At 60.3% G+C, this 15,290-nt stretch carries 13 protein-coding genes; 8 read left to right on the top strand and 5 right to left on the bottom strand.

Features of this window, described 5'->3' with window-relative positions; all coding sequences use genetic code 11:
- Positions 1-16 precede the first annotated feature (16 nt).
- The 3 genes from coaD to AC0IYS_RS00535 are packed head-to-tail and all read left to right on the top strand — an operon-like array spanning position 17 to position 1,374.
- Positions 17-508 (top strand): pantetheine-phosphate adenylyltransferase, encoded by a 492-nt coding sequence (coaD, locus tag AC0IYS_RS00545; protein WP_090324204.1) that lies wholly within the window; start codon positions 17-19, stop codon positions 506-508.
- A gap of 12 nt (positions 509-520) precedes the next feature.
- Positions 521-775, top strand: coding sequence for a YfhL family 4Fe-4S dicluster ferredoxin (locus tag AC0IYS_RS00540; RefSeq protein WP_090324202.1), 255 nt, complete (start codon positions 521-523; stop codon positions 773-775).
- A 5-nt stretch (positions 776-780) separates the two neighbouring features.
- Positions 781-1,374 (top strand): chalcone isomerase family protein, encoded by a 594-nt coding sequence (locus AC0IYS_RS00535; protein ID WP_471703354.1) that lies wholly within the window; start codon positions 781-783, stop codon positions 1,372-1,374.
- Positions 1,375-1,395: 21 nt separating this feature from the next.
- Here the strand turns inward: AC0IYS_RS00535 and AC0IYS_RS00530 are convergent, their stop codons facing one another.
- Positions 1,396-1,677, bottom strand: a complete 282-nt coding sequence (locus AC0IYS_RS00530; protein WP_471703353.1) for a hypothetical protein — start codon at positions 1,675-1,677, stop codon at positions 1,396-1,398.
- Between the two features lie 171 nt (positions 1,678-1,848).
- Between AC0IYS_RS00530 and AC0IYS_RS00525 the strand changes: the two genes are divergently transcribed.
- Positions 1,849-2,817 (top strand): LysR family transcriptional regulator, encoded by a 969-nt coding sequence (locus AC0IYS_RS00525; protein WP_090324195.1) that lies wholly within the window; start codon positions 1,849-1,851, stop codon positions 2,815-2,817.
- On the opposite strand, the gene AC0IYS_RS00520 is transcribed toward AC0IYS_RS00525, so the two are convergent.
- Entirely contained in the window at positions 2,814-3,722 is a 909-nt protein-coding gene (locus tag AC0IYS_RS00520; protein ID WP_471703352.1) for an SDR family oxidoreductase, read from the bottom strand. The two genes, AC0IYS_RS00525 and AC0IYS_RS00520, sit on opposite strands and share 4 nt — an antisense overlap.
- 99 nt (positions 3,723-3,821) lie before the next feature.
- On the opposite strand from AC0IYS_RS00520, the gene AC0IYS_RS00515 reads away from it, so the two are divergent.
- Positions 3,822-4,748 (top strand): AraC family transcriptional regulator, encoded by a 927-nt coding sequence (locus AC0IYS_RS00515; RefSeq protein WP_471703351.1) that lies wholly within the window; start codon positions 3,822-3,824, stop codon positions 4,746-4,748.
- A gap of 6 nt (positions 4,749-4,754) precedes the next feature.
- On the opposite strand, the gene AC0IYS_RS00510 is transcribed toward AC0IYS_RS00515, so the two are convergent.
- Positions 4,755-6,323: a methyl-accepting chemotaxis protein gene (locus AC0IYS_RS00510; protein WP_471703350.1), complete on the bottom strand. Its 1,569-nt coding sequence runs from the start codon at positions 6,321-6,323 to the stop codon at positions 4,755-4,757.
- Between the two features lie 58 nt (positions 6,324-6,381).
- Entirely contained in the window at positions 6,382-6,837 is a 456-nt protein-coding gene (locus tag AC0IYS_RS00505; protein WP_008443393.1) for an Lrp/AsnC ligand binding domain-containing protein, read from the bottom strand.
- Positions 6,838-7,071: 234 nt separating this feature from the next.
- Here AC0IYS_RS00505 and putA point away from each other — a divergent pair, with 234 nt between their 5' ends.
- Entirely contained in the window at positions 7,072-10,734 is a 3,663-nt protein-coding gene (putA, locus tag AC0IYS_RS00500; protein ID WP_471703349.1) for a trifunctional transcriptional regulator/proline dehydrogenase/L-glutamate gamma-semialdehyde dehydrogenase, read from the top strand.
- A gap of 184 nt (positions 10,735-10,918) precedes the next feature.
- Here the strand turns inward: putA and AC0IYS_RS00495 are convergent, their stop codons facing one another.
- Positions 10,919-11,605, bottom strand: a complete 687-nt coding sequence (locus tag AC0IYS_RS00495) for a 5'-methylthioadenosine/adenosylhomocysteine nucleosidase (protein WP_471703348.1) — start codon at positions 11,603-11,605, stop codon at positions 10,919-10,921.
- A 939-nt stretch (positions 11,606-12,544) separates the two neighbouring features.
- Between AC0IYS_RS00495 and AC0IYS_RS00490 the strand changes: the two genes are divergently transcribed.
- Both AC0IYS_RS00490 and AC0IYS_RS00485 read left to right on the top strand, forming a co-directional pair.
- Positions 12,545-13,582, top strand: a complete 1,038-nt coding sequence (locus tag AC0IYS_RS00490) for an NAD(P)H-dependent flavin oxidoreductase (RefSeq protein WP_471708768.1) — start codon at positions 12,545-12,547, stop codon at positions 13,580-13,582.
- Positions 13,583-13,648: 66 nt separating this feature from the next.
- Positions 13,649-15,277 (top strand): GMC family oxidoreductase, encoded by a 1,629-nt coding sequence (locus AC0IYS_RS00485; RefSeq protein WP_471703347.1) that lies wholly within the window; start codon positions 13,649-13,651, stop codon positions 15,275-15,277.
- The last annotated feature ends 13 nt before the right edge of the window (positions 15,278-15,290 follow it).

Below are 15,290 nucleotides of genomic sequence, written 5' to 3'. Positions count from 1 at the left end.
ACTGCAGGGAGCCGCAATGGTAGTAGCCGTTTATCCGGGAACGTTCGATCCGCTGACCCGTGGTCATGAGGATCTGGTGCGTCGCGCATCGGGTCTGTTCGACACGCTGGTGGTCGGCGTCGCCGACAGTAAGAACAAGAAACCTTTCTTTTCACTGGAAGAACGCCTGACCATCGCCAACGAAGTGCTGGGCCACTATCCGAACGTGAAAGTGGAAAGTTTCTCCGGTCTGTTGAAGGATTTCGTGCGCGCGCATGATGCCCGCGTCATCGTGCGCGGCCTGCGCGCCGTGTCCGACTTCGAGTATGAGTTCCAAATGGCGGGCATGAACCGCTACCTGCTGCCAGACGTCGAAACCTTGTTCCTGACGCCGTCCGACCAGTACCAGTTCATCTCCGGCACCATCGTGCGCGAAATCGCCGTGCTGGGCGGAGATGTCTCCAAGTTTGTTTTCCCATCGGTCGACCGCTGGCTGCAAAAGAAAATCGCAGCCACCCAGACCGAATAAGCGAGTTCCGTCATGGCCTTAATGATCACCGACGACTGTATCAATTGCGACGTGTGCGAGCCCGAGTGCCCGAACGACGCGATCTACATGGGCGCGGAAATTTACGAAATCAATCCGGACAAGTGCACCGAGTGCGTCGGCCATTTTAATGAGCCGCAATGCCAGCAAGTATGTCCGGTCAGCTGCATCCCCTTCAATCCCGCCTGGCGCGAGACCGAAGAACAACTGCGCGCCAAATACGAGCACCTGCAGGCCGCCAAGGCCTGACCGCCATGCGACGCCGACAACTCATCAAGAGTCTGATAGCGGTGGCCGTGCTGACCGCCGGCGTCCAACTGCCGGCGTTTGCCACTGTCGAGGTGGCAGGCGCTAAGTTCGACGAGATCGTCACCGTGGCCGGCAAGGAGCTCAAGCTCAACGGAGCCGGCCTGCGCACCAAGGTCATCTTCAAGCTGTATGCGGCCGGTTTGTATCTGGCCGAAAAGAAAACCACGGTCTCCGACGTGCTCGGCGCCACCGGCCCGCGCCGCGTCAGCATCATCATGCTGCGCGACATCACCTCGGACGACTTCGGCAAATCCTTCATGGAAGGCTTGAGTTCCAACACCGACAAGGTCGAGCGCACCCGCATCCTGCCGCAGACGATGAAGTTCGGCGAAGTGTTCGCGCAAATCCAGACGCTGAAAAAAGGCGACCAGATGCTGCTCGACTGGATACCCGGCGAGGGCACCCAGTGCTATCTGAACGGTAAAAAGCTGGGGGAATTGATGCCGGATGTGGCGTTCTATAACGCCGTGCTGCGTATCTGGCTGGGCGACAAGCCTGTGGACAGCTCGCTCAAGCCCGCCCTGCTGGGCGAGCGCTAACTTCGCTTCTAATTTCTAGTCTTAGGCGCGCGAGGCCATCGCGCGCAGCTCGGCGGCATGGCTGGCACCGCATTCGCTGGTGTTGAGCATGCGCTTGAGCATCATCGCATCGCGCATCTGGCGGCGTTGCAGACGTTCTTCCTTGGTCAACTTCGGCTTAACGATCAGCACGGCGGCGCGCGCGCAGCCGCGCAGCAGCGGTTTGAACAAAACCAGCAGGCCCACGGCGACAACGGCGGCCAGCGCCAGCTGTATCGTGGTGAGGAACGAAAGATCTTGGAGTACTGAGATGATGGTAGACATGATAGACCGGTGCATTTAGAATCAAGTTAACTATAGTGCAGCGCAACATAAGTATCCAATTTACTTCCACGATAACAATTATTCGTTTGGTGAATGGGGAAGCTTATCCTTGACGAGAAATCCATATTTCTCGATACTGTCTTATCCTATTTTCATACTACCTGAGCCAACATGAGCTTTTTGACGCTGGACTTGAATTTGTTACGCGTCTTCGACGCCGTGATGACAGAACAAAATCTGACACGCGCGGCCGGCCATCTGGCCATGACCCAGCCCGCCGTCTCGAACGCGATCAAGCGTCTGCGCGAGAGCCTGGGCGACGAATTACTGATACGCACCGCCTACGGCGTCAAGCCGACGCCGCGCGCCGAATCGCTGTGGCCGTCCGTGCGTAGCGCGCTGGCCAGCCTGGAAGCGGCCGTGGCGCCGGAAACCTTCGACGTCTCCGCCGCCCACGCGACCTTCCGCATGGCGATGGCCGACGCCACCGCAGCCTTCTGGCTGCCGTCGCTGATGCGTTCGATCGAAGTGGAAGCGCCCGGCGTGAACGTGCGCATGGTGCCGCTGACCACCCGTGAACCGCGGCCGATGCTGCTGCGGGGCGACATCGACCTGGCGGTCGGCTTCTTCCCTGGCGTGGCGGCGCAGCTGTCGTACGAGACCGGGTCGCCGATCCGTCACGAGCGGCTGTATTCCGGACATTATGTTTGCGTGATGCGGCGCGACCATCCGCTGGCCAAGGTCGAGCTGAATCTGGACAACTATTGCAAGGCCAATCACCTGCTGGTGAGTTTCTCGGGCCGCGCGCATGGCCTGGTCGACGAGGCGCTGGCGCAGATACAGCGCGAGCGGCGGATTCTGCTGACGGTGAACCAGTTCTTCACGGCAGGGCGGGTGGTGGCGAACTCGGATCTGATCACGGTGTTGCCGCGTCACTTGATCGCCTCGACCGGGATGACGGACGCGCTGATCGCCAAGGAATTGCCGTTCCAGCTGCCGGCGGTCCACCTGGACATGCTGTGGCACGAACGCGATGCGCGCAGCCCGGCGCACAAGTGGCTGCGGATGCATCTGGAAGGCATGAACCAGGTGGCGGCGCGCACCGCGCCCGGCAGCGCCCCAAAGAAAGATACCGCTTAAGGGTTCAATTCCCCGGCGAAGTACGCCTCCCGATCCATATCTTCGAGCAAACCCGGATGCGTTGGCCGCCAGCCCAGCTGCCGCCGCGTCTGCTCGCTCGACGCGGGGCAATCCATGCCGAAGAAGCGCCCTATAAAGCCGAAGTGCCCGGCGGCCTGATCGCCCGACATTCCCACCACCGGCAGGTTCAAGCGCCGGCCGATCACCCCGGCGATCTCGCGTGTCGCCACGCCTTCCTCCGCCACCGCGTGGTACACCGCCCCCGCCACGCCGCTCTCCAGCGCCAGCCTGTACAACCGCGCCGCGTCATGCCGGTGCACCGCCGGCCAGCGAGTCATGCCGTCATCGATGTACGCCGAACTTCCCTGCTTGCGCGCGATCCCGATCAGCGCCGGAACGAAGCCATGGTCGCCGTCGCCATGCACCGACGGCGGCAGCCGCACCACCGACGCGCGCACGCCTTGTCCGCCCAGCGCCAGCGCGGCCAGTTCCGACGGGATACGATACGACCCGGCCGAAGCGGCCATCGGCGCATCGCTTTCCACGGCAATCCGGCCGGGCTGCAATATCCCAATGGCCGACGTCACCACGAACGGCTTGCCCGAACCCGCCAATGCCGCCCCCATCGCCTCGATCGCCGCCAGATCGGTTTTGGCCGATTCGGGCATGTTCGAGAAGTCATGGATGAAGGCGGTGTGGATCACGCCATCGCAAGCCTTCGCGGCCGTCACCAGGCTGTCGATATCCAACAGGCTGCCGCGCTGGACCTCGGCGCCCAGCCCCGTCAACGTCGCGGCGGCCTCGTCGCTGCGAGCCAGTCCCAGCACCTGATGGCCGGCTTGCATCAAATCCTCTACAACTGCGGAGCCGACAAAACCTGTCGCTCCCGTCACAAATACACGCATGGTCATTTCCTTGGCTGATTAAAAAGCCAATGATAAAAGCGGAATGTCATCCGATCCATGCTATAAAGTCTGCATTATCTTCGCGTTCGTCCAAAACTCATGGATCCACTCTCCGATGTCCTGGCGCTCCTCAAGCCGCGCAGCTATGTATCGGCCGGCTTCGACGCTGGCGGCGACTGGGCGGTCCGCTATCCGCCCAACATCGGCATCAAATGCTATTCGATCGTCTCCGGACAATGCTGGCTGGCGGTCGAGGGCGTCAGCGAACCGACGTTGTTGAAGGCCGGCGATTGTTTCCTGCTGCCGGGCGGGCGGCCATTTGTGATGGGCAGCGACCTGTCGCTGCCGGCGGCCGACTCGGCCGAAGTATTCGCGGCCCCGCGCGTCGCCGGCGTCATCGTGCATAACGGCGGCGGTGCTTGCCTGATGGTCGGCAGCCGCTTTTTCCTCGGCCACAGCCACGGCGAGATCCTGCTGGCCATGCTGCCGCCGATCGTGCACCTGCGGCAGGAGACGGACCAGGCGGCGCTGCTGTGGTCGGTCAAACGCATGATCCAGGAGCTGCATGAACAGCGGCCCGGCAGCTCGCTGATGGCCGAGCACCTGGCGCACATGATGCTGATATTGGCGCTGCGGTTGCACATGGAGGAGAGCGCCAAAGACAAGGGCGCGGACCCGGGCGTGGGCTGGCTGTTCGCGCTGGCCGATCGTCAGATGGGGTTGGCGCTCAGCGCCATGCATGCGGAGCCGGCGCATCGCTGGACATTGGAAGCGTTGGCGCGCCGCGCGGGGATGTCGCGCTCGGCGTTCGCGCTCAAGTTCAAGACGATGGTGGGGGCGTCGGCGATGGACTATCTGACGCGCTGGCGCATGCTGCTGGCCGGAGACAAGTTGCTCAATTCGAGCGCGCCGATTTCGGTGATCGCGCCGTCGCTGGGCTACGAATCGGAAAGCGCCTTCAGCACGGCCTTCAAGCGCGTGATGGGCTGTTCGCCACGGGATTACGCGCGCGCAACAGCCCAATAAACGTCGCTAATGCTTGGTGCTCGAGCGGTAACCGATGCGGAAACCACCCCAATGCTTGCCGTTGACATAAATCGGCGCCGACAGGTCGTGCATCACTTCGCCCGTATCGCGCTTATACGTCTGCAACAGGAACGGCTTGGTATTCGAGCCGCAACGCTTGCCCGTGCGATCGCTGAAAATCCGCTTGGTGCGGTTATTGACAATGTCGATGTCGTAATTCCCCGTCAACGGCTGCGAAAACTTTTTGTTATGGGTGGGGAAATAGCCGTTGTTATCCACAGCACCGGCGTAAGCCAGCTGCGGCATGGCCACCAACAGCGCCTCCTGCAATGAAGGCAGCACGCGATCCGTAAAATCATCGAATCTCGTCTTGTGCTTGGGCGGATCGGTATTCGGAATCGGGCTATAAGTCCGGTCGAACAAAGCATCGCGTGTGATCTTGCCCGACGACAGCGCCGCCTCGAAAATCCGGCCCACTTCCAGCGCCGCCTGCTGCGCGGCATGCCGGATCGCGTCGTGCGACGTGGCGATCGACGACTCGCCCAGCGCGCCGGTGATCACCTCGGCCCGCTCGGCCAACGCCATCGCCGAACTGGCGGCGCGCGGCAATTCCTTCTCCGTGGATAACAAGCTGTCGCGGATGCTGGCGATCGCGGCGGCGATTTCCTCGGTGGTGGCGACATGCTCGCGCGAGGCCCGAGCGATCTGGCCGATCTCGTCTTCCGACACGCCGGAGGAACGCTCGATATTACCCAGCAAACCGTGCACCTTCTCCACATTGCCGGCCGCTTCGCTGACCTGCACCGCGAGCGACGTCATGCCGGTGGCGGCCTGTTCCGCCTGCTGATTGATCTCGCGCACCATGGTGCTGATCTCATCGGTCGCTTCCTTGGTGCGCAAGGCCAACTGGCGCACCTCGCTGGCGACGACGGCGAAGCCACGACCTTGTTCGCCGGCGCGCGCCGCCTCGATGGCGGCATTCAGCGCCAGCAGGTTGGTGCGGGCGGAAATCTCGCTGATGGCTTCGGTGAAGCCGTAGATTTTGCGGGAATTGGTTTGCAGGCTGGTCATGACGGACGCGGCCGTCTGGGCATCCTGGCGCGCGGTGCGGATGCGTTGCAGGCCGTTATCGGCCTCGGTGCGACCGGCAACCGTTTCGCCACGCACTTGGGCGGCGATCTTGGCGGCGCGCTCGGCATTGGCCGCGATGCGCTCGGTGGTCGCGGCGTTTTGCGCCGAACTGTGGACTATGCCGCCGGCGGTGCCGACGTCGAGCTCGATTTTCTTTTTAACGGAATCGACGAAGTACGACGTTTCCGCCGCGCCGATCATGATGGCATCGATTTCGGCGCCCACGGTCTGGGCGAAGTGGCGCACGCCGCCCTCGTCATTGCCCTGGCGCGCCGCCCACCAGGAGATCAGCGCGCCGGCCAACGCCGCCGGCGCGGCCGTATACATCAACGAGGCCTTGTCGCCGGCCGCCAGATCAAACAAGTACGCCAGGCACGTTCCGCCCGCCGTAGCCCCCAACAACCATAATCCACGTTGCACCAACTTCTGCTGCAAAAGCTTCATTTGTCCCCCGTTGACCCCGGCGCTTTGGCGCGTAGCAGGTAATTTTATTTCCTACATACTACTTTATAGGTAACTTGGTGGTATTCTTGACTTCTTCCATCACGGCATAAGTGTGTGTTTCACGCACACCTTTTTGGAGCAGGGTTTTACCCAGGAATTCGCGGTAGGCGGCCATGTCCTTGACCCGGGCCTTGACCAGGTAGTCGAAACCGCCGGCGACCATGTGGCATTCCAGCACTTCCGGAATGACCTGGACGCTGTGTTTGAAGGCGTCGAAGACTTCGGGCGTCGTGCGATCGAGCACGACTTCGATGAAGACGAGCAGGGAAACGTCGAGCAGCTGGGGATTCAGTTGCGCGGTGTAGCCCATGATGTAGCCGGACTCGTGCAACTTGCGCACGCGCTCCAGGCAAGCGGCCGGCGACAGGTTCACCCGCGCCGCCAGCTCCACGTTGCTGATGCGGCCGTCGCTCTGCAACTCCATCAAGATTTTTTTGCTGATCTTGTCTAACATTTCCGGGGACTCCCAAATAAATATTATTTGGTTAAATTGTCTCACTAAAAACAATCTATTGCTAGCCCCCTGTAATACCAGAATTAATCCAGAAGAATTCACTTTACAATCGAATCATCAGCAGTTCACGATTCGAGACCACGATTCAACCTCAATTCACGCTCTCAAGCTACCCGCTTGCAGAGCGTGTTTTTGTAAGTGGACGCTCCTACATTTCTATTCCGAGAGCCATTCATGCAAGCAGCAGATCCGACCGTTTTCACCCCCTTCGCAGCGTTACAAGCAGAAATCCTGCGCGACCCGATTCCATTGCGCGCAGCAGTGACGGCGGCCTACCGGCGCGACGAAGTGAGCGCGGTTCAGTGGTTGTTGGATCAGATCAAAAACAACGACGCCGACAGTCTGCAAAAAGCCCAGCAACTGGCGCATAAACTGGTCAGCTCGGTGCGCGAACAGCGCACCCGCGCCTCCGGTGTCGATGCGCTGATGCACGAGTTTTCGCTGTCGTCGGAAGAAGGCGTGGCGCTGATGTGCCTGGCCGAAGCACTGTTGCGTATTCCCGACAATGCCACCGCCGACCGCCTGATCGCCGACAAAATCAGCAAAGGCGACTGGCGCAAGCACCTGGGCGAGTCGCCCTCGCTGTTCGTCAACGCTGCCACGTGGGGCCTGCTGATCACCGGCAAACTCGTCAGCACCAACAGCGAAACCGGCCTCGGTTCGGCGCTGACCAAGCTCATTTCCAAGGGCGGCGAGCCGCTGATCCGCAAAGGCGTCGATCTGGCGATGCGCATGCTGGGCAATCAATTCGTCACCGGCCAGACCATCGACGAGGCCATCAAGAACGGCCAAGGCAACGAAGCGCGCGGTTATCGTTATTCCTATGACATGCTGGGCGAGGCGGCGCTGACCGAGGCCGACGCCAAGAACTACTACGCCTCGTACGAGACGGCGATCCACGCGATCGGCAAGGCTTCGAACGGCCGCGGCATCAAAAACGGTCCCGGCATTTCGGTCAAACTGTCGGCGCTGCACCCGCGTTACAGCCGAGGGCAGCGCGCCCGCGTGATGGAGGAATTGCTGCCGCGTATGCGTCAACTGGTGCTGCTGGCCAAGCACTACAACATCGGCCTGAACATCGATGCGGAAGAGGCCGATCGCCTGGAGTTGTCGCTGGACCTGATGGAGGCGCTGGCTTACGACCCGGAACTGGCCGGATTCGAAGGCATCGGCTTCGTCGTGCAGGCGTATCAGAAGCGCTGCCCGTTCGCGATCGATTTCCTGATCGACCTGGCCAAGCGCAGCGGCCGCAAATTCATGGTTCGCCTGGTCAAGGGCGCGTATTGGGATGCCGAGATCAAGCGCGCCCAGGTGGACGGCATGAGCGGCTACCCGGTCTACACGCGCAAGGTCTACACGGACGTTTCCTATCTGGTGTGCGCACAAAAGCTGCTGGCCGCGACCGACGTGATCTATCCACAGTTCGCCACGCACAACGCGCAAACCTTGTCGACCATCTACACCTGGGCCAAGCGCGACGGCGTGACCGACTACGAATTCCAGTGCCTGCACGGCATGGGCGAATCGCTGTACGACCAGGTCGTCGGCAAGGACAACCTGGACAAGCCGTGCCGCATTTACGCGCCGGTCGGCACCCATGAAACCTTGCTGGCTTACCTGGTGCGCCGCCTGCTGGAGAACGGCGCCAACTCCTCGTTCGTCAACCAGATCGTCGACGAGGCGATTCCTATCGAATCGCTGATCAAGGACCCGATCGCCATGGCGCGCGAGCAGGGCGGTCAACCGCACGCCGGTATTCCGCTGCCGCAAGCCATGTTTGGCGCGGAACGCAAGAACTCGGCCGGCTTCGACCTGGCCAACGAGGACGTGTTGCGCAATATTTCAGCAGCCTTGGCAGAGCCACGCACCTGGTACGCATCGCCGCTGCTGGCGGGCGGCGTCAGCGTCGGCCAACCGGTGCAGGATGTCAGCAACCCGGCTCAGCACAGCGATGTTGTCGGCAAGCTGGTCGAAGCGACCACCACCGACGTCGACAGCGCGCTGATCAGCGCCAGCAATTTCGCCATGGACTGGCAGACCACCGAACCTTCGCAACGCGCCGCAGCGCTGAACCGCGCCGCCGACCTGTTCGAAGCGAATGCCATGGAGCTGATGACCCTGGCCATCCGCGAAGCCGGTAAATCGCTGCCGAACGCCATCGCAGAACTGCGCGAAGCGGTCGATTTCCTGCGTTATTACGCGGCCGAGGTCGCAGGTTCGACCAACACTCTGGCGCTGGGCCCGGTTACCTGCATCAGCCCGTGGAACTTCCCGCTGGCCATTTTCACCGGCCAGGTCGCCGCCTCGCTGGCGGCCGGCAACGTGGTACTGGCCAAACCGGCCGAGCAAACGCCGCTGATCGCGCACCGCGCGGTCGAGTTGTTGCACGAAGCGGGCATTCCGCGCGCCGCGCTGCAATTCCTCCCGGGCCGCGGCGAAGTGGTCGGCGCCGCACTGACCGCCGATCCGCGTGTCAAAGGCGTGATTTTCACCGGCTCGACGGAAGTTGCCCAGCTGATCAACCGCACCCTGGCCAAACGTGCGGCCGCCGAAAACATCGAGATTCCGCTGATCGCCGAGACCGGTGGTCAGAACGCGATGATCGTCGACTCGTCGGCGTTGCCGGAACAAGTAGTGCAGGATGCGATTTCGTCCGCCTTCGACAGCGCCGGCCAGCGTTGCTCGGCGCTGCGCGTACTGTTCCTGCAGGAAGATATCGCCGACAAGACCATCAAAATGCTCAAAGGCGCGATGCTGGAGCTGAAAGTTGGCTGCCCGGACCGCCTGGTCACCGATATCGGCCCCGTCATCGATGCCGAAGCGCAGCAAAACCTGCTGGCGCACATCAACAAGCTCAAGGGCACAGCGTTGAATTACTTCTCGCTGGATCTGCCATCGAGCGTGATTACCGCCGGCACTTTTGTTCCGCCAACGGTGCTGGAGATCCGTTCGCTATCGGAATTGACGCAAGAAGTCTTCGGCCCGGTGCTTCACGTGATCCGCTACAAGCGCGCCGATCTGCCGAAACTGGTCCAGCAAATCAACGACAGCGGCTTTGGCCTGACCCTGGGCGTGCACTCGCGCATCGATGAAACGATCGACTACATCAGTTCGAATGCGCACGTGGGCAATATCTACGTGAACCGCAACATCGTCGGCGCGGTTGTCGGTGTGCAGCCCTTCGGTGGCGAAGGCAAATCCGGCACCGGCCCGAAAGCGGGCGGACCGCTATACCTGAAACGCCTGCAGCGCGGCGAAACGGCCACGCCGCAGCACCGCCACGACCGCCAGGCGACCCCGGCACTTGACGCTCTGACCGCCTGGGCGCAAAAGCACGGCCGCGACGGCATCGCCAAGCTGGCCGATCAGTACAGCCGCACGACCATGCTGGGCAGCCTGACCGCCTTGCCAGGTCCGACCGGCGAGCGCAACACGCTGGCGCTGGTGCCGCGTGGCGCGGTGGTGTGCGCCGCAGGCACCCAGGACGGCCTGCTGAACCAGCTGGCCGCAGTCCTCGCCACGGGAAATATCGCCTTACTCGCCGGCGACACGGCCAAGCTGGTGCCAGCCGATCTGCCGGCGACGGTGAGGGACCGGATCAAGCCAGTTGCCGATTTAAAAGGTTTCGAAGGCGATTTCCAGATCGCCCTGGTCGAATCGATGCTGGCCGGCAGCCTTTACAGCCCATTGGCGGCCCGTAGCGGCGCCCTGGTGAGTCTGATCGACACCAACGAGGACGGGGCTATCCCCCTGTGGCGTTTGCTTGCTGAGCGCGCTCTCTGCGTCAACACGACCGCTGCGGGCGGCAACGCCAGCCTGATGACGCTCGAAGCATAAGAAAGCCAGCTGTCAATGCCAGGGGCCGGGATCAAACCCGGCCCTTTTTGCATCCGGGGTCATACATCCGGGGTCAGGTCCACCATTTCTACACGAGCTGAGGTTTAAGTGGCCCAAATGGCCGCTCCAAGGCAGCTACGGCTAAGTCCGTGTAGAAATGGTGGACCTGACCCCGGAGTTGCTTTTACTGCTTGCAGAAGTTGTGGATAACCTCGAACGCGTAGCGCGATGCTACCGTTTTGATGAAATGCATGAAGTCGACGGCGGCGTCGTCGTTGGCGTTGTCGGAGATCGTTCGGATCACCGCGAACGGAATGCCAAGCTCGAAACACACTTGCGCGACAGCTGCGCCTTCCATTTCCACTGCCAGTAATTCAGGCAACGCCGCTTTGATGGCTTGGATTTGCGCCAGTTTTCCGATGAACTGGTCGCCGCTGGCGATCAATCCGCGATGCACACGCGTGGTTTTGGCCGCTGCGATGGCCAATCTTTCCGTCAATGCGATGTCGGTGGCGAAGTGCGATAGCTCTGTCAGCGGTATTTCAAATTTTGGAAACAGCGGGCTGGCGTCGAAATCATGCTGAACCAGCGCTTCCGCGACGACGATATCGCCCACCTTGACGTTTTTATCCCCGCTTCCGGCGACGCCGGTGAAGACGATGTGGGTAACTCCGAACTTTTCCACAAGGATTGCGGCTGTCATTGCTGCTGCAACCTTGCCTATACGCGACAGAACGCACACAGCGTCGATTTCCCAGAGTTTCCCTGTCGTGTACTCCCTCATGCCATGGACGTGCTTGTAGGGGCTCTGAAGGGTTTCTATTAGCCCATGCTGTTCTTCAGCCAACGCACTAATGATGCCTAGACGCATATCTTTTTCCTGTTTTTCGAGGGTGGGCTGTGGACTTCCAGCGAGTTCTCCACAGCGCGAAGCTAAAAACGATCGATTTTAAGGCGTTTTTTGCCGTGTAAACGGGTCTTTGCCCACGAAGAGGGCCTCAGATTTCGTCAGAATCTGCGGTTTTTCCGGTTTTCGGGGTGTTTTTCGCTTTTCATGGTTTAGTAGTTTACAAAGATATATATAAAAAATAGTAGTAGTAGTAAACGGACATTTAGCTGTGGATAAGTTCTGTATACGTTTACGAATCATTGGTTTACGCGAAAGATAAGCACTTGCATAAGCGCTGTAACATTTACGGAGCAATTCTGTATAAAATGTCGGCCCTTGGATAACTTCGTGCTTACTCACAACTCATCCTGTGGATATCCAGTAAGTTATACACAGGCAGCACGGTTTTGCAGGGTTTCCTGAGCTTTTCAGCAACATCGACGACGGTCACCGCGCCAAAGGCATCGACGGCGTATCGATGGCGGATTACGACCTTCGGTCTAATCCGCCCTACGTGTCTTCAGAGCAATTCTTTGTTTTGCAGATCATCGCTTGGTGATCTACCGCCTTCCTTCTTTTCTTGCGACTGCTTTTTTTTTGACACAAAGGTCTTCAGGCGCTTGCGCCTTGGTTCTTGGGTTTTCTTCGAGCCGCGTGAACTATGGTTTACTCTAAAGATGTATATATAAAAATAGTAGTAGTTGTTAACGTAGACACTTTTCTGTGGATAAGTCCTCATTTTGGATTAGAATCAGGCGTTTACGAACTTCATAAGCAGGCTCGTAAGCCGTGTATGACAAAAGAACTGTTTTGGGATAAGAAAACAGCTCCTCAGAAATTTTTTGTTTACTCACATATCGTGCCTGTGGATATCCATAGACTTATCCACAGGGGTAAGTGGGCCTTTAAGTGAGAAATATGATGAATCTGACATCCGTCTTCCCCCATCCAATTGTTCAGGGGCCGACCGCTGGCGGTCCCAACACCCCGGCCCAAGTTGCCGCTGTCTCCAATGCCGGCGCACTCGGTTCGATGGCGTGCTCCTTACTTTCTCCAGCCGCGATCCGCGAACAAACCGCGCAAACTCGTGCGTTGACGAACAAGCCCTTTTGCCTCAACTTCTTTGTCCTGGAGACTCCACAGCCTGACCCCGCCGAGATCGCCCAGGCCATAGAATGGCTGAAACCACTTTGGTCTTCGCTGGGTTGGACCGAGTTACCCACGCCGAGCAAGTGGTGCGAAGACTTCGCGGCCCAGTTTGAGGCGCTGATCGAATTGCGCCCGGCTGTCGCCAGCTTCACTTTCGGCATCTTGAGCGCTCACCAAATCCAGCGTTTGCACGACGCAGGCATTCTCGTGATCGGCACAATCACCCATGCCCAGGAAGCCATCGAATGGCAGAGCAGGGGCGCCGATGCGGTGATCGCTTCCGGCACCGAGTCGGGCGGCCATCGCGGCACCTTCATCGGCGCGCAGGAAGACGCGACATTGAAAACGTTCGAGCTGCTGCCGAAAATAGTGGCAGCGGTGGATATTCCGGTCATCGCCGCCGGCGGCATCATGGACGGCGCCGACATCAAGCGGGCGCTGGACGCGGGCGCGCAGGCGGTACAGATGGGCACCGCGTTCCTGGTAACCGACGAATCGGCAATTAATCCACACTACAAACAACGCTTGTTGACCGCAGGCGACCATCCGACGCGCCTGACGCGCACTTTTTCCGGCCGGTACGCGCGCGGACTGGTGAACCGCCTGATGCGTGAGCTGGAGCCCGTGGAAGTCCAATTGCCTGCATATCCCGTACAAAACGCGCTAACCTCGCCGATCCGCGCGGAAGCGGCCAAGCGCGGCGATACTGAATTGATGTCGCTGTGGTGCGGCACCGGTGTCGCCCGCGCCAGGCCGATGCCTGCCGCCAAGCTTGTTGAAACATTGCTATCGGAGATGAACGCAGCGTAGACTAAGGGACCGCCGAGAGAGCGTAAAACGCCCCGGCATACCGAGTCATCCTTGGAGGAGCAGTTTTTGGAATCAGCAGGCGACTACGATTACATCATCATTGGGGCAGGCTCGGCTGGCTGCGTTTTGGCAAACCGTTTAAGCGCGGATAGAAACGTCGATGTCCTGCTGATCGAGGCCGGCGGCAGGGACGATTATGTGTGGATACACATCCCGGTTGGCTATCTGCATTGCATCGACAATCCCCGTACCGACTGGATGTTCCGCACCGAGGCCGACGCCGGCCTCAACGGACGCAGCCTGCTTTACCCGCGCGGCAAAGTACTCGGTGGAAGTTCCTCCATCAACGGCATGATTTACATGCGCGGCCAGGCGCAAGACTACGACCGCTGGGCCGATCTGACCGGCGACACCAGCTGGCGCTGGGACGCGGTGTTGCCGCTATTTAAAAAGAGCGAGGATTATCACGGTGGCGCGTCCGAAGACCACGGCGCCGGCGGTCCGTGGCGCGTGGAAAAGCAGCGCCTGTCCTGGCAGATACTGGACGCATTCCGCGACGCGGCCGAACAAACCGGCATCGCCAAGGTCGACGATTTCAATCGCGGCGACAACGCCGGCTGCGGCTATTTCGACGTCAATCAAAAACGCGGCATCCGCTGGAACACGGCGAAGGCTTTTCTGAAGCCGGTGTCCGGCCGCCCGAATCTGACCGTCATGACCGGCTGCCACGTTGAACGCTTGCAGATCGAAATGACCGACCAGGGACCCGTGTGCAAAGGCGTGATTTTCACCGGCGGCGGCGCCAAATATCAAGCGGCGGCCGCGAAAGAAACCATTCTGGCCGCTGGCGCCGTTGGTTCGCCGCAGATTTTGCAGTGCTCCGGAATCGGCTCGGCCGCGAAGCTGCTTGATCACGGTATCGCGCCGCTGGCCGATCTGCCCGGCGTCGGAGAAAACCTGCAGGACCATCTGCAACTGCGCATGATCTACAAGCTCGGCGGCGGCGCCCGCACCTTGAACACGATGGCCTCCAACTGGTTCGGCAAAATGAAAATCGGCCTGGAGTACGCGATGTTCCAGAGTGGGCCGATGTCGATGGCGCCGTCGCAGCTGGGCGCGTTCGCGCGCTCCGATGCCAATCAGCCGACTCCCAATCTTCAGTACCATGTGCAGCCTTTGTCGCTGGAAAAATTCGGCGACCCTTTGCACGCCTTCCCCGCGTTCACCGCCAGCGTGTGCAACTTGCGTCCGACATCGCGCGGCCACGTGCATATCGCCGGCGCCGATTCTTACGCCCCTCCCAAGATTTCGCCGATGTATTTGAGCACCGCCGAGGACCGCAAGGTGGCGGCGGCGGCGCTGACGTTGACGCGCCAGATCGTCGCGTCGCCCGCGCTGAACAAGTTCGCGCCCGAGGAATACAAGCCCGGCATCCACTACCGCACCGAGGAAGAACTCGCGGAGGCGGCAGGCCATATCGGCACCACCATCTTCCATCCGGTCGGCACCTGCAAGATGGGCCGCGCCGACGATCCCACCGCTGTCGTCGATAGCGAATTGCGCGTCATCGGCGTCGCCGGTCTGCGCGTCGTGGACGCATCCATCATGCCCTTTATCACATCCGGAAATACTAATTCTCCCACCATCATGATCGCCGAAAAAGCTTCAGAAATGATCCGTTCAGCCTGGAAATGATGAGACCGCTAGT

The sequence above is a fragment of the Duganella sp. AC237 genome (genome assembly GCF_979254035.1).
Note: the sequence above shows the minus strand (reverse complement) of the source record. Positions and strands in the feature narration are given on the sequence as shown.

What these genes read in the sequence shown, in the direction of transcription:
- coaD (WP_090324204.1), top strand. Translation starts at nt 17, where the DNA reads ATGGTAGTAGCCGTTTATCCGGGAACGTTCGATCCGCTGACCCGTGGT.
- AC0IYS_RS00540 (WP_090324202.1), top strand. Translation starts at nt 521, where the DNA reads ATGGCCTTAATGATCACCGACGACTGTATCAATTGCGACGTGTGCGAG.
- AC0IYS_RS00535 (WP_471703354.1), top strand. Translation starts at nt 781, where the DNA reads ATGCGACGCCGACAACTCATCAAGAGTCTGATAGCGGTGGCCGTGCTG.
- AC0IYS_RS00530 (WP_471703353.1), bottom strand. Translation starts at nt 1,677, where the DNA reads ATGTCTACCATCATCTCAGTACTCCAAGATCTTTCGTTCCTCACCACG.
- AC0IYS_RS00525 (WP_090324195.1), top strand. Translation starts at nt 1,849, where the DNA reads ATGAGCTTTTTGACGCTGGACTTGAATTTGTTACGCGTCTTCGACGCC.
- AC0IYS_RS00520 (WP_471703352.1), bottom strand. Translation starts at nt 3,722, where the DNA reads ATGCGTGTATTTGTGACGGGAGCGACAGGTTTTGTCGGCTCCGCAGTT.
- AC0IYS_RS00515 (WP_471703351.1), top strand. Translation starts at nt 3,822, where the DNA reads ATGGATCCACTCTCCGATGTCCTGGCGCTCCTCAAGCCGCGCAGCTAT.
- AC0IYS_RS00510 (WP_471703350.1), bottom strand. Translation starts at nt 6,323, where the DNA reads ATGAAGCTTTTGCAGCAGAAGTTGGTGCAACGTGGATTATGGTTGTTG.
- AC0IYS_RS00505 (WP_008443393.1), bottom strand. Translation starts at nt 6,837, where the DNA reads ATGTTAGACAAGATCAGCAAAAAAATCTTGATGGAGTTGCAGAGCGAC.
- putA (WP_471703349.1), top strand. Translation starts at nt 7,072, where the DNA reads ATGCAAGCAGCAGATCCGACCGTTTTCACCCCCTTCGCAGCGTTACAA.
- AC0IYS_RS00495 (WP_471703348.1), bottom strand. Translation starts at nt 11,605, where the DNA reads ATGCGTCTAGGCATCATTAGTGCGTTGGCTGAAGAACAGCATGGGCTA.
- AC0IYS_RS00490 (WP_471708768.1), top strand. Translation starts at nt 12,545, where the DNA reads ATGAATCTGACATCCGTCTTCCCCCATCCAATTGTTCAGGGGCCGACC.